The sequence below is a fragment of the Kribbella qitaiheensis genome, assembly GCF_042657745.1.
GTDB lineage: Bacteria > Actinomycetota > Actinomycetes > Propionibacteriales > Kribbellaceae > Kribbella > Kribbella qitaiheensis.
This window is the reverse complement of record NZ_JBHSKE010000075.1, coordinates 35,114-47,913: the sequence shown is the minus strand read 5'-3', so window position 1 is coordinate 47,913 and position 12,800 is coordinate 35,114. Positions and strand designations below refer to the sequence as shown.

Annotated in this window: 11 protein-coding genes; 5 read left to right on the top strand and 6 right to left on the bottom strand. The window is 67.1% G+C overall.

All coding sequences use genetic code 11. The annotated features are described in order from the left end of the window. The 4 genes from ACFPJ1_RS39095 (at position 1) to thrS (ending at position 5,020) form a co-directional block, all read left to right on the top strand. Positions 1-915: a proteasome assembly chaperone family protein gene (locus ACFPJ1_RS39095; protein ID WP_380111397.1), complete on the top strand. Its 915-nt coding sequence runs from the start codon at positions 1-3 to the stop codon at positions 913-915. 252 nt (positions 916-1,167) lie between these two features. Then, the gene (locus ACFPJ1_RS39090; RefSeq protein WP_380111395.1) at positions 1,168-2,010 is read left to right on the top strand and encodes an acyl-CoA thioesterase; all 843 of its coding nucleotides are present in this window, start codon (positions 1,168-1,170) and stop codon (positions 2,008-2,010) included. 519 nt (positions 2,011-2,529) lie between these two features. Next, complete coding sequence (locus ACFPJ1_RS39085) at positions 2,530-3,585, top strand: S1C family serine protease (RefSeq protein WP_380111394.1); 1,056 nt, start codon at positions 2,530-2,532, stop codon at positions 3,583-3,585. 211 nt (positions 3,586-3,796) lie between these two features. Next, a complete protein-coding gene (gene thrS / locus ACFPJ1_RS39080; RefSeq protein WP_380111393.1) occupies positions 3,797-5,020 on the top strand; it encodes a threonine--tRNA ligase in 1,224 nt (407 codons plus the stop codon). 43 nt (positions 5,021-5,063) lie between these two features. Here the strand turns inward: thrS and ACFPJ1_RS39075 are convergent, their stop codons facing one another. Genes ACFPJ1_RS39075 through ACFPJ1_RS39060 form a run of 4 tightly spaced genes read right to left on the bottom strand, consistent with a single transcriptional unit; the run spans position 5,064 to position 9,448 of the window. Next, positions 5,064-5,921 (bottom strand): MaoC family dehydratase, encoded by an 858-nt coding sequence (locus tag ACFPJ1_RS39075; protein ID WP_380111392.1) that lies wholly within the window; start codon positions 5,919-5,921, stop codon positions 5,064-5,066. Position 5,922: 1 nt separating this feature from the next. Next, positions 5,923-7,287 carry a 3-oxoacyl-ACP reductase gene (locus ACFPJ1_RS39070; protein ID WP_380111391.1) on the bottom strand — a complete coding sequence of 455 codons (1,365 nt, stop codon included), beginning with the start codon at positions 7,285-7,287 and terminating at the stop codon, positions 5,923-5,925. Beyond that, a complete protein-coding gene (locus ACFPJ1_RS39065) occupies positions 7,284-8,561 on the bottom strand; it encodes an acetyl-CoA C-acetyltransferase (RefSeq protein ID WP_380111390.1) in 1,278 nt (425 codons plus the stop codon). The genes ACFPJ1_RS39070 and ACFPJ1_RS39065 overlap by 4 nt, the downstream gene beginning before the upstream one ends. Continuing rightward, positions 8,558-9,448, bottom strand: coding sequence for a TetR/AcrR family transcriptional regulator (locus ACFPJ1_RS39060; RefSeq protein ID WP_380111389.1), 891 nt, complete (start codon positions 9,446-9,448; stop codon positions 8,558-8,560). Before ACFPJ1_RS39060 ends, ACFPJ1_RS39065 begins: the two co-directional genes overlap by 4 nt. A 111-nt stretch (positions 9,449-9,559) precedes the next feature. Here ACFPJ1_RS39060 and ACFPJ1_RS39055 point away from each other — a divergent pair, with 111 nt between their 5' ends. Beyond that, positions 9,560-10,945 (top strand): acyl-CoA dehydrogenase family protein, encoded by a 1,386-nt coding sequence (locus tag ACFPJ1_RS39055; protein ID WP_380111388.1) that lies wholly within the window; start codon positions 9,560-9,562, stop codon positions 10,943-10,945. Positions 10,946-10,965: 20 nt separating this feature from the next. On the opposite strand, the gene ACFPJ1_RS39050 is transcribed toward ACFPJ1_RS39055, so the two are convergent. Both ACFPJ1_RS39050 and ACFPJ1_RS39045 read right to left on the bottom strand, forming a co-directional pair. Continuing rightward, entirely contained in the window at positions 10,966-11,721 is a 756-nt protein-coding gene (locus ACFPJ1_RS39050) for a site-specific integrase (RefSeq protein WP_380111387.1), read from the bottom strand. Between the two features lie 15 nt (positions 11,722-11,736). Continuing rightward, positions 11,737-12,294, bottom strand: a complete 558-nt coding sequence (locus tag ACFPJ1_RS39045; protein WP_380111385.1) for a tyrosine-type recombinase/integrase — start codon at positions 12,292-12,294, stop codon at positions 11,737-11,739. Between the last annotated feature and the right edge of the window lie 506 nt (positions 12,295-12,800).

Sequence of the window (12,800 nt, the reverse complement as noted above, 5' to 3'; positions counted from 1 at the left end):
ATGCTGCGACCGGACGACCTCTACGAGATCGTCGACGAGTCGGTGGCGACCGGCCCGGCGGCGACGCCGAAGGTGCTGGTGCATTCGCTTGACGGGTTCATGGACGCCGGGCAGGCCGGCCGGGTGACGGCCGACCACTTGCTGGAGGTGCTGGACAACCGGCTGCTGGCGAGGTTCGACGTGGACCTGCTGCACGACTACCGGGCCCGCCGTCCTGAGGTGACGTTCGCCGAGGACCGGTTCATCGACTACACCCCGCCGCAGCTGTCCCTTCACCTGATGAAGGACGACGCCGGCGTGGAGTTCCTGCTGCTCGAGGGTGTCGAGCCCGACAACCACTGGAACCGGTTCGCCGGCGCCGTACGGCAGCTGATCGAGCTCTACAACGTCACCCTGACGGTCGGCGTTCACGGCATCCCGATGGGCGTTCCGCACACCCGTCCGCTGGGCCTCACGGCGCACGCCACCCGGCCGGAGCTGGTGACGCGGTCGAACATCTGGGACGGCGAGATGCGCCTCCCGGCGAGCGCCGGCACCATGCTGCAGGTTCGCCTCGGCGAGGCCGGCAAGGACGCGATGGGCTTCGCGGTCCACGTGCCGCACTACCTGGCGGAGAACCGCTTCCCGGGCGCAGCGCTGGCCCTGGTGCACGCGATCTCCGCGGCGACTGGCCTGCTGCTCCCTAGCAAGGCGCTCCTCGACGAGGCGGCTGTGACCGGTCGCCTGGTCGACGAGCAGGTGGAGGCCTCTGAGGATGCGTCCGCCGTGGTGAACGCCCTCGAAACGCAGTACGACGCTGCGGCTGGTTCACTCAGCCGGGGGAGCCTGCTGGCGGGGTCGACGCCGTCGGCTGAGGAGCTCGGCGCCGAGGTCGAGCAGTTCCTCGCCGAGCTGAACCGCGACGACGACAACTGACACTCGCGACGTAACAGCAACGCCCGAAGATCCCCAGGGATTCTTCGGGCGTTGCTGTTCGTGCGGTGAGACCGTGGCGTGGGCGCGGGAGCCCGCCGAGCGGTTGCGTCTGATGGTTGAGCGTTCACCAAGTTGCCGGGTGTGCGACCGAGAGCTCACCGAACAGCCGAGGTGACGACAACCACACCTCGCACGCCGGTCCGCCGCCGCCCGGGTGACTCGTCGGAGCGGCTGAAGCTGTCAGGATGAGGCATGCCCGAGTCGCTGGAGGATCTGGTCGAACTGCTCGACCTGGAGATGATCGACGTCGACCTGTTCCGTGGCCGGCAGCCGCAGACCTCCGCGCAGCGGGTGTTCGGCGGGCAGGTGCTCGGCCAGGCCTTGGTGGCGGCCAGCCGTACGGTGGGTCCCGAGCGGATCGTGCACTCGCTGCACGGGTACTTCCTGCGCCCGGGCGATACCTCGGTACCGATCGTGTACAGGCCCGAGCTGATCCGGGACGGGCGGTCGTTCAGCAGCCGCCGGGTGGTCGCGTCGCAGAACGGCAAGACCATCTTCTACATGTCCGCCTCCTACCAGGTGCCGGAGCCGGGGCTGGACCACTCGGACCCGATGCCGACGGACCTCGTCCCGCCGGACGAGGCGCCGACCCTCGCGTCGGTCTTCGAGGCAGCCTCAGGGCGCAAGGCCGAGGACTGGAACAAGGAGTGGGCCGCGCTCGACGTACGGCTGGCCGGGCTCACCGGGCGGCAGTTCTGGATCCGGGCCGCAGGCAAGCTTCCGGACGAACCGGCCTTGCACGCTTGCGTTCTGGCGTATGCGAGTGACCTGACGTTGCTCGGGGCAAGCTTGCTCCCGCACGGCATCATCATCGGCGACCGCCGCATCCAGCCGGCCTCCATCGACCACGCCCTCTGGTTCCACCGCGACTTCCGCGCCGACGAGTGGCTCCTCTACGACCAGGTCTCCCCGTCCGCCTCGGGCGCCCGCGGCTTCGCCACCGGCCGCCTCTTCAGCCAAGACGGCCGCCTAGTCGCCTCGGTCGCCCAAGAAGGCCTGATCCGCCCCGTCGGCCTAGACCTAGACGACGCCTAAACCCCTTCCACATCCGCGGCGCCGGATCCCGCCTGGCCGGACTCGAACGTGAGCCGCCACTCAGTCGTGGATCAGCGTTCTCGGCAACCGCATTCCCGCCCCGAAATCCACGACTCGACGAATAAGGCGATCAGCCACCCGCCCCCGAGGTAGCCCTCCGATGAGCTGTCGCGGGTCCCACGGGCAGACGGGTGGGCAGTCCCGGTGGCATGGGTTGATTCAGCGGCTTGGCGTGCTCTTCCGCGGCCAACAACCAGCACCTAGAGTGACCGCATCGGCATTGCGCCGGACGGCCGGGGGGGCTGGCTAGGCCAGGGGGGCTTGAGCTTGATGCGGGCTGGATTGGCAGTTGCTGTGCTCTTGGTGGGGTCGACTGCGGCGTGCGCGGATGTGGCCGCACCGCAAAGTCAGACCGCGACGACGGTGACCGCGGCACCTTCGTCGGCCGGGCCGACATCACCGCGTCCCGGTACGCCGACGCCGTCGGGCGAGGCCTCTTGGCGGGACACGATCGCAAAGGTGCGAACGGGCGTTGCGAGGTTGCAGGTAGCTACCTGCTCGGCGAGTGGGTCCGGTAGCGGCCTGCTGATCGCTCCGAATCTCATCCTCACCGCTGCGCACGTTGTGTACGGCGCCAAATCCATCACCATCGCCCTGGACTCTGGTGCGGCCGGGGGTGACTCGGCGATCCGTCAGGCACAGGTGGTCGCACTCGACCGCTCGGCGGATCTCGCCCTGGTACGCGTCGACAAGCCGATGACCGGACACGTGTTCCGGCTGGCGAAGGGTGATCCCGAGATCGGCGATCGAGTGGCCCTGATCGGTTACCCGTTCGGCGATGCTCACCTGAGTGCCAGGTTCGGCTACATCGGCGACCTCGATCGAACGGAGCACTTCCCTGACGACGAAGGCCATCGCGTCGCGGTCTCGAATCTGTTCACGACCGATGCCGCGATGAACCCCGGTAACAGTGGCGGTCCGGTGATCACGCCGGACGGCACGGTGGTAGGCGTGGTGTCAGGCAAGCGCACCTGGGTCGATGAGCGGACCACGGCCGAAGGAACCGGATGGGCCGTATCCGCTGCGAAGAACAGCGGGCGGATCTCCAGTTGGTCCAAGCGAGGGCCCTTGGCACCGGTTCGCTGTGGTGGTTCTGATGATCTTCGTGACGATCAACCGATCGCGGTCGCGATCTCCGGCCCCGATGCGGGCGCGGATGGTGACTTGGTCGCGCAGAGCCTCGTGTTGCATGGCACCGCGATCAATCAGGGGCAGTACGCCGTTGCCTTCGAGTTGTTCACTCCCGCGATGCAGCGACGAATGGGCGGTGTCGCAACCTGGTCGCGAGGTCTCGGCTCGTCGTACTGGCGTGGCATTGACATCCGCGGTGTTGCCAAGTCGGATCCGACGAACCTGCTGGCCACCGTCAGGCTGAGGACCGAACAGAGTGCTGAGGACGGACCCAGTGGCCAGACCTGCTCGATCTGGCCACTCGACTATTCGATGGTGCTGACAGCCGGCGTCTGGCACATCGGCAAGGCGAAGCTGACCTCCGCTCGGCCGACCGCTTGCTGAAGGTTCTCCAGCGGGTCCCGGCCAAGGACAGGGAATAAATCGGTTCCCTCGTCTGCTAACTTGTTCATCATGATCAAGCGCGTAGTGGTGACGACGACGTCGGAGTTTGTCCCGGCGCGCTGACAGCTGACTGTTGATCGAAGCCCCGGGGCGAGTGCCCCGGGGCTTCGTCGTGTGGGCACTCGTCTCGAACCACCTGAGGAGTGTTCACATGTACGACCATCGCAAGCTCGGCCGGGAACTCGGCCTGTTCGACTCGGATCCGTTGATCGGTGCCGGTCTTCCGTACTGGCTGCCCGCTGGTGCGGCGATCCGGCAGGCGATCGAGCGGTACATCGTCGACGTCGAACGACGAGCCGGCTACCAGCAGGTGTATTCGCCCGTGCTCGGCAAGCGCGAGCTCTACGAGATCTCCGGCCACTGGGCGAAGTACAGCGAGGATATGTATCCGCCCATGGACGTCGGGGGAGAGCAGGTCGTGCTGCGGCCGAGTCTTTGTCCGCATCACGCGTTGATGTTCCGATCACGGGCGCACAGCTATCGCGAACTGCCGCTGCGGATGTCGGAGCTCGGCGGCATGTACCGCTCGGAGCTGTCCGGCGTCCTCGGTGGGTTGACCAGAGTTCGGGCAATCCAGCTCAACGACGGGCACATCTTCTGCAGCCTGGACCAGGTCGCGGAAGAGGCCGGTGCGGCGCTCGGGTTGATCAACCAGGCGTACCGCGACCTCGGCATCAGCGCCTCCCGCTATCTGTTGTCGCTGCCTGCCGAGGACGCGAAGTTCGGCGATCCGGATAGCAAGTATGTCGGTGACGCGGAGAGCTGGGAGCGAGCAGCCGGTCTGCTGCGGGACGTCCTCGACGGTGCGGGAATCCCTTATGAGGAAGCGCCGGGAGAGGCCGCGTTCTACGGGCCGAAGATCGATATCCAGGTCGAGGACTCGGCTGGTCGCGAGTCCAGCCTGTCGACCATCCAGGTGGACTTCCACCAGCCGGCCGCGTTCGGGCTCGAGTACATGGGTGCCGATGGCAACAAGCATCGCCCGGTGATGGTGCACCGCGCGATCGTCGGCAGCATCGAACGGGCCGTCGCCCAGTTGATCGAAGTACACGGTGGCGCGTTCCCGTCCTGGCTCGCCCCGGTCCAGCTCGTCGTACTGCCCATCTCGGACAAGGAGGAGGAAGCCGCCGCCAAGGTTCTTCGGCAGGCGATTGACCTCGGTCTGCGGGCAGAGATCGCGTACGCCGAGGAGGGCAGCCTGGGCGCGCGGATTCGCGAGAATCGGCTGGTCCCGCACCTGGCGGTCGTCGGCGCACGCGAGGCTGCTGCCGGCGAGATCGCTATCCGCGACCGCAACGGCAGCCAGCACCCCGCGGCACCCGCGCCCGCGGTACTGCGGGATCTCGCGGCGAGCGCTGATCCGCTGCGGAGGTAATTCAGTAGGCTGCGGCGGGACGAAGGGGGATGACCATGTGGGATCAGCGCGGCTGGAGTTGGCCGATGAGGTGGGTGAGGGTGTGGTCGTCGTTGTAGAGCGCGAAGTCCACGCCCTCGCCGGTCCGCTGGTTGCCGAACTGGACTCGCGACGGGAGCAGCAGCGGTTTCCGGAAGTCGACGCGGACCGTGTAGGCGTCGGGTAGACCTCCGCCGCGCTGGATCGACGCGAGCGAGGCCGCCTTCGCCCACATCCCGTGGGCTATCTGCCGCGGGAATCCGAAGGCCTGTGCCGAGATCTTCCAGAGGTGGATCGGATTGCGGTCACCGGAGGCAGCGGCGTACCGGCGGCCGAGGTTGCCGTGCAGATCCCAGAACGCCGACGGCTCCAGCGAGGGGTCCGGCAGCAGATCGGCGTGCGCTGACGGGGTGCCCGAGGAACGGCTCAGCAAGGTGGTGGAGTCGGTCCACACCACCTCGTTGTCCGCCCGTACCTCGCTGAGCACGTCGAAGATGGTGCCCTTCGGGTGCGGCCGCTCCGGACTGCTGTGCACGCGGATCGCGTAGTCCGCGTGCATCGGCAGCGGCTTCAGTTGGGTGATCGTGTTCGCAAGGTGCACGATCCCCATCGGCTTGTACGGGAACGACGGGTCCGACATCAGGTCCAGGTGCAGCGGGAACGCCAGGACATGCGGATACGTGACCGGCAGGGCTGGGCCCGCGCTGAACCCGGTCACGTCCCGGTACGCCGTGAGGTGGTCCTGGTCGATCGCCGCGTGCGGGAGTTCCAGCGTCAGGCCGTCGGTGTCGGGCTCGTACTCCGCCTTGCGCAGGGTCGCCTTCACCGTGCGGGCATAGAGCGAGCCGAACCCGGGAGTGTCGTCGTACCGGCGGGTGGGCATCTCAGGCTCCGAGCATGCTCTGGCCGCAGACGCGAACCACGTTGCCGGTGACTCCTGCGGAGGCCGGATCCGCGAACCACGCGATGGTCTCGGCGACGTCCACGGGTAGTCCGCCCTGCTGCAGCGAGTTGATCCGGCGGCCGACCTCGCGGATCGCGAACGGCACCTTGGCGGTCATCTCGGTCTCGATGAACCCGGGGGCGACCGCGTTGATCCTGATCTGCCGATCGGCCAGCCGCGGCGCGAGCGACTGGACCAGGCCGATCACGCCGGCCTTGGAGGTCGCGTAGTTCGTCTGGCCGTTGTTGCCCGCGATCCCGGCGATCGAGGCGACGCCGATCACCGAGCCGCCCTCGTTCAGCGCGCCCGACTCCACCAGGTGCGCCGTGATCCGCTCGGGCGCGCGCAGGTTGACGTCGAGCACCGCGTCCCAGGCATCTGTCCGCATGTTCGCGAGCCGCTTGTCCCGGGTGATGCCCGCGTTGTGGACGACGATGTCGAGGCCGCCGAGCTCCGCGCCGGCCGCCGCGATCCGTTGTGGGGCGTCGATCGAGGTGACGTCCAGCAGCAACTCGCTGCCGCCGATCGAGGACATCACCTTGCGCAGCTCGTTGGCGTTCTGCGGTACGTCGACGCCGAGCACGGTGGCTCCGTCGCGTGCCAGGGTCTTGGCGATCGCGGCGCCGATACCCCGAGCCGCTCCGGTGACCAGCGCGACCTTGCCCGTGAGCGGCGCGGCCGGGTCGTTCCCGACGAGCTGACCCGCACCGATCCGAGCCACCTGGCCGCTCACGTACGCCGACTTGGGCGACAGGAAGAACCGCAGGGTTGAGTCGAGCTGATCATGGGCGTCAGGCGCGACGTAGACCAGGTTAACCGTGGCTCCACGCTTCACTTCCTTGCCGAGCGACCGGGTGAATCCCTCCAGCGCACGCTGGGCGACCTGCTGCTCGGGATTCGCCGACAGCTCCGGAGTCCGTCCGACCACGATCACCCGGCCCGCAGTACCGAGTTGGCGGATGACGGGGGAGAAGAACCGCTGCAGCGAGGTGAGATCCGCCGTGGACGTGGCGCCGGTCGCGTCGAACACGAGGGCCTTGGGGCGCAACTCGCTCGACGCGACGCCCTCGGCCGCAGTACTGAAGGTGGCTCCGATGTCCCGCAGCAGGGCCTGGATCGCCTTGCCGGTGTCGGTCTCGGTGATCGCGCCGAACACCACCGGCCCGTCGATCACCGACGAGCCCTCGGTCCAGCGCGGCAGCGGGGTCGGGTCGGGCAGGCCGAGGTTCTTGACCAGCGTCTGGCCCAGCGGCGTCCGGGTGAAAGTCTGGTAGCGGTCCGTCATCAGTTGCTCCTGCTTCTTCACTTCTCGAGGATGGCGACGACGCCCTGGCCACCGGCGGCGCAGATCGAGATCAGGCCACGGCCACCGCCGTTCTCGTCCAGCTGCTTGGCCAGTGCGGCCACGATCCGCCCGCCGGTCGCGGCGAACGGGTGCCCGGCCGCCAGCGAACTGCCGTTCACGTTCAGCTTGGACCGGTCGATCTCGCCCAGCGGGGCGTCCAGGCCTAGCCGTTCCTTGCAGAAGATCGGGTCCTCCCACGCCTTCAGGGTCGCCAGCACCTGCGATGCGAACGCCTCATGGATCTCGTAGTAGTCGAAATCCTGCAGGGTCAGACCCGCACGCGCCAGCATCCGCGGTACGGCGTACGCGGGTGCCATCAGCAGGCCCTCGGCACCCTTCACGTAGTCGACGGCCGCCGTCTGCGAGTGGGTCAGGTACGCCAGGGGGCGCAGCCCGCGCTCGGCGGCCCACTCGTCGGTGGACAGCAACACCATGGACGCGCCGTCGGTCAGGGGAGTGGAGTTGCCCGCCGTCATCGTCGCGGTCTCGCCCTTGCCGAAGACTGGCTTCAGCTTGGCGAGCTTCTCGACCGTGGTGTCCGGGCGCAGGTTCTGGTCCTTCTCGAGGCCCAGGTGCGGCGTGATGAGGTCGTCCTGGAAGCCCCGGTCGTACGCCGCGGCGAGGTTCATGTGGGATCGGTACGCGAGCTCGTCCTGCGCCTCGCGGGTGATGCCCCACTCGAGCGCGGTGAGCGCGGCGTGCTCGCCCATCGACTTGCGCGTCCGCGGCTCGGCGTTGCGCGGGATCTCCGGGATGATCGCCTTCGGCCGAACGCGCGTGAGCACCTTCAGTCGGTCCTGGAGGCTCTTGGCGCGGTTGAGGTCGAGCAGGACGTTGCGCAGGTCGTCGTTGACCGCGATCGGCGCGTCGGAGGCGCTGTCGACACCACCCGCGATGCCGGCTTCGATCTGCCCGAGGGCGATCTTGTTGCCGACCAGGATCGCTGCCTCCAGCCCGGTACCGCAGGCCTGCTGGATGTCGTACGCCGGTGTGGTGGCCGCGAGCTTCGATCCGAGGACCACCTCGCGGACCATGTTCCAGTCGCGCGCGTGCTTCAGTACTGCGCCGGCGACCACCTCGCCGAGTTCTTGGCCGCCTAGTCCGGTGCGGTCGACCAGGCCGTTGAGGGCGGCCGTGAGCATGTCGGAGTTGGATGCGTGCCGGTAGGTCTTGTCCTGCCGGGCGAAGGGGATGCGGTTGCCGGCGACAACGGCCACCTTGCGGGTCTCGGTCACGGGTTCTCTCCTGCTGGTCGTGAGGTGGAGCGCCGGGCGGTGGCCTTGGTCTTGGCTTCTGCCTTGCCGTTGCTGGTGGGGTCGGCTTTGCCGTTCGCGGCGCCGGCCTTGCCGTTTGCGGAGGTGCCGGCCTTGCCGGTTGCGGCGGACCTGGTCGGCCTGCTGGCCGGCGTACCGGCGAAAGCGAGGCGGCCCACCGCAGTGGCGAGGGTCGCGGTGATCGCGGTGGACCGGACGGTGGCGATGTCGGCCTGGTGCACCACCGGGTGTCCCGGGATCTTGTCCGGCCCCGGCCCGGTGCGGGACACGATCAGGCCCATCCTCGCCATGTGCATCGCGCCGAGGGTCTGGGTGTAGAGGTGGTTGGCCAGGTAATCGGTGTCGACCTCATCGAACACGCCCGACTTCTGCCCGGCCTTCAGGATGGCCGAGATCCGCTCGAGCGCGGTGGCCATCGCAGTACCGAGCTTGGTCATCACCGGCTCGGTGATCTCGCCGAACAGTTCCTCGCCGGTGCGCCGCAGCAGGCTCATCGCGCAGTCCGCGAAGGCCGGATACTCCAGGCAGAAGTCGACGAAGACCTCGCTGAGCGAGCGCAACCGGTTCATCGGCGCCCGGCGCGGCCCGTCCACGGCCTGCAGCCGCTCGTCCAACTCGCCGAGGTAGTCGACCAGGGTGAGCGCGAAGAGCTCTTCCTTGCCGGCGAAGTGCCGGTAGATCAGCGCCTTGTTGATGGCGACGCGCTTGGCGATGTCGTCGATCTGGGCGTCGATCGTGCCGCGCTCGTCGAACAATTCGCGGGTGGCACGGATGATGTCCCGCTCCCGGTCGCGCCGACGCTCCGCCGTGGTCCGGCGGCGTCCGATCGCGAGCAGCGCGGAGCTCATGCACCGATCTTAGACACACCGGTACCCCTCGGTGCAAACGATAGTTACACTCGTGGGTAACATCTCTGCCGAACGATCACCCTGCAGCTCGCTCCGGAGGAATCGATGACCATGACCGAGTCTTCGTCGACCAACTCACCCGCGGCCGGCGGTTCTGCCGGCGCTGGTGCTGCGCCTGGTTCCAACGGTACCGAGGCGGTGTCGGCGGACGTGATGGGTATGGCGGGGGAACTCGCGGCCGAGCGGTCGAAGCCGGAGTGGCAGACCTTCAACCTGAACCTCAACGACGAGCAGCGCGAGATCCGCGACTGGGCGCACGAGTTCGCTGCCTCGGTGATCCGGCCCGCCGCGTCCGAGTGGGACGAGCGCGAGGAAACTCCGTGGCCGGTGATCCAGGAGGCGGCGAAGATCGGCCTCTACGGCATGGACGCCAGCATCAACCTCTTCATCGACCCGTCCGGCCTGTTGATGCCACTGGTCCAGGAGGAGCTGTTCTGGGGTGACGCCGGCATCGGGATGTCCCTGGTCGGCACCGGGCTGGCGAGCTCCGCGGTGTTCTCCAACGGCACACCCGAGCAGTGGAGCCAGTGGTTGCCCCGTTGCTACGGAACGCCCGACGACGTCCGCGTTGCTGCCTTCTGCTCGTCGGAGCCCGGCGCCGGTTCCGACGTATCCGCCATCCGCACGAAGGCGACGTACGACGAGAAGACCGACGAGTGGGTGATCAACGGGCAGAAGGCCTGGGCCACGAACGGCGGAATCGCCGACATCCACGTGGTCGTCGCCACCGTCGACCCGTCACTCGGCAGCCGGGGCCAGGCGGCGTTCGTAGTACCGAAGTCCGAGGTTCACGGGCTGGAGCAGGGGACCAAGCTGAAGAAGCACGGGCTGCGGGCGTCGCACACCGCGGACGTGTTCTTCGACGATGTGCGGATCCCTGCCGCGAACGTCCTTGGTGGCAAGGAGAAGCTCGACGCCCGGCTGGCGAAGGCGCGCGAGAACAACGGCTCGGCCTCACGTGGCAACGCGTCGATGGCGACCTTCGAGATGACCCGGCACATCGTCGGCTCCCAGGCGATCGGCATCGCGCGAGCGGCGTACGAGTTCGCGTTGGACTACGCCAAGGGCCGCGAGCAGTTCGGCCGCCCGATCATCGACAACCAGGGCATCGCCTTCAAACTCGCCGACATGGCCACCGAGATCGACGCCGCCCGCCTGCTGGTCTGGCGCGCTGCCTTCATGTCCGCCGCCCTGATGCGCGGCCAGCAGCCCGACTACCGCAACGGCGAAGGCTCAATGGCCAAACTCAAGGCCTCAGAGGTCGCGGTCAAGGCCACGGAGGAAGCCATCCAAATCCTCGGCGGCAACGGCTACACCCGCGAATACCCCGTAGAACGCATGCACCGAGATTCCAAGATCTACACCATCTTCGAAGGCACCTCAGAAATCCAACGCCTGGTAATCTCCCGCGCAATCTCCGGCATGCGCATCCGCTGACGTTTCTGCAGGTCAGAGGCCTATTCCGGGGGTTGAAGTACCTGGCTGGTCGTCCGGCTCCCGGAGGTGGATCGGGGGTCGTTTGGGGCTGGCTCCGTCACAGCTCCGTGAGCTGTGACGGAGAACAGACGAGACAACCTCGAGTCCACTGCCTTCCGCGCCCGCTCGTGCGAGGACGGCAGCATGTGGGTGTACAGCCGGAGAGTGAATCCAGGATCTCCGTGACCCAGGTACTCAGCCAGCTCTTTGATATTGACGCCGTCGGCGAGCGTGATGCTCGCGTAGTAGTGGCGCAGCGCATGCATGCCAGCGTCGCGCGCCGTCTTGTACTGGCGACGGCCTCTCGCGTCCTTCGTCGGCATCGGAATCACGCCGGCTTCGGCGAGCGCTGCCTTCCAGACCATCTCGTCGTACGTACGCGCCCGGATGTGCTTGTCATCCGTCCACCGGAACAACAGATTCACCGTCCGCGGCCGACCGCCGAGCTTCTCCCACGGCAACGTGTACGGCCTGGGCCTGACGGCCGCGATGTGCTCCTGCAGCACGAGCCCGGCGCCCTCGGACATCGGAACATCTCTCTCGGTGTCGTTCTTGGGCAGAGCGAAGACAAAGTCCCTACCAAGTTTCTTCACCTGCCGACGCACATGGATGACCATCTCGTCGAAGTCGATGTCCTCTTCCGCGAGACCGAAGATTTCACCTTGCCGCAGCCCGCACGCAGCGCCAACAACAGCTAGGGGCCGGTACTGCGGTGGATGGCTCTCGACGATCCGCAACACAACGTCGTCGCCTCAAGCGGCAACCTTCCCGCTCTTCTCCGACGGGACTTTCACAACGCGCGCCTTGGCTGGATTGCGCTTGATCGTGTCGTCATCCACCGCAAGGTCAAGCGTCCCGTGTACGACGACGAACGCCGTACGCGCGGTCGAAGACCCGAACCGCGCATTCAGATCCGCAATCCAAGCCGCGATCTCCGACGGCTTGATACTCCTCAACTGCCGCCGCCCGAACACCGGATCAACATGCAACCGCAGCGACGATTCGTACTTGATCGCACTAGCCGGATCCACAACCCGCGACGCCAACCGCCGCTCCGCCGCAACCTCAAACCGAACCTTCCCAGCATTCGGATCGATGTACTCCCCACGCTCCCGATCGGTCTCCATGGCAGCCCCATGCCGCTCCGCAGCCACCTTCGTCGCGAACGCCTTCGACCGCTCGTCTCCCTGAGGATCAAGCCAAACAGCAAGCCACCGCTTCCCCCGCCCCCATTTCCGGTTACGCACCCGCTCTGTTGTCCCATCGCCCCCCTTAACAGGCCGAGTCCACTGATCCTTCACATACGCCATCGCCTTGGACCTTCCGTGAAGGCGGTCTCGCCGCCGCTCGAGCTGACGAAGCTCAACGGCTGAGCAATGGCACTGAGGAGTGTCGCCCTGCGCAGGACATCGGCGCGCTTTCGTTATGCCTGCGATGCGGTGGAGCATCATAAGTTCATGCGCCGATTGCCAGGTCACAGGAAACGGACCGGCTCGGCATCGCCCGTAGCCGCGAGCCGGTACGCCATCGCGCTCGAGGAGGCTCGCAAAGGTCTGGAGCATCAGCGCGCGGATCGTGACTCAGTACGAAACCGCTCCGTGGCGTTACTCGGCGTGGGCACGTTGGCCAGTTCCTTGGCTGGCGGACTGGGTGAGTCGGCGCCGCCTTCTGTGTGGACCTACCTCGCGACAGGATCAGTCTTCGTCCTGGTCTTAGTCGCACTGCTCATCGGTTGGCCCTGGACCTTCACGTTCACTCAGAACGTCGACGTGATCGTCCGATGGACGGAACAACACGAGCCAACCGAAGACGAAGC

Excerpts from the sequence above, each read along its gene's own strand:
- ACFPJ1_RS39095 (WP_380111397.1), top strand. The coding sequence starts at position 1 with ATGCTGCGACCGGACGACCTCTACGAGATCGTCGACGAGTCGGTGGCG.
- ACFPJ1_RS39090 (WP_380111395.1), top strand. The coding sequence starts at position 1,168 with ATGCCCGAGTCGCTGGAGGATCTGGTCGAACTGCTCGACCTGGAGATG.
- thrS (WP_380111393.1), top strand. The coding sequence starts at position 3,797 with ATGTACGACCATCGCAAGCTCGGCCGGGAACTCGGCCTGTTCGACTCG.
- ACFPJ1_RS39075 (WP_380111392.1), bottom strand. The coding sequence starts at position 5,921 with ATGCCCACCCGCCGGTACGACGACACTCCCGGGTTCGGCTCGCTCTAT.
- ACFPJ1_RS39060 (WP_380111389.1), bottom strand. The coding sequence starts at position 9,448 with ATGAGCTCCGCGCTGCTCGCGATCGGACGCCGCCGGACCACGGCGGAG.
- ACFPJ1_RS39055 (WP_380111388.1), top strand. The coding sequence starts at position 9,560 with ATGACCGAGTCTTCGTCGACCAACTCACCCGCGGCCGGCGGTTCTGCC.
- ACFPJ1_RS39045 (WP_380111385.1), bottom strand. The coding sequence starts at position 12,294 with ATGGCGTATGTGAAGGATCAGTGGACTCGGCCTGTTAAGGGGGGCGAT.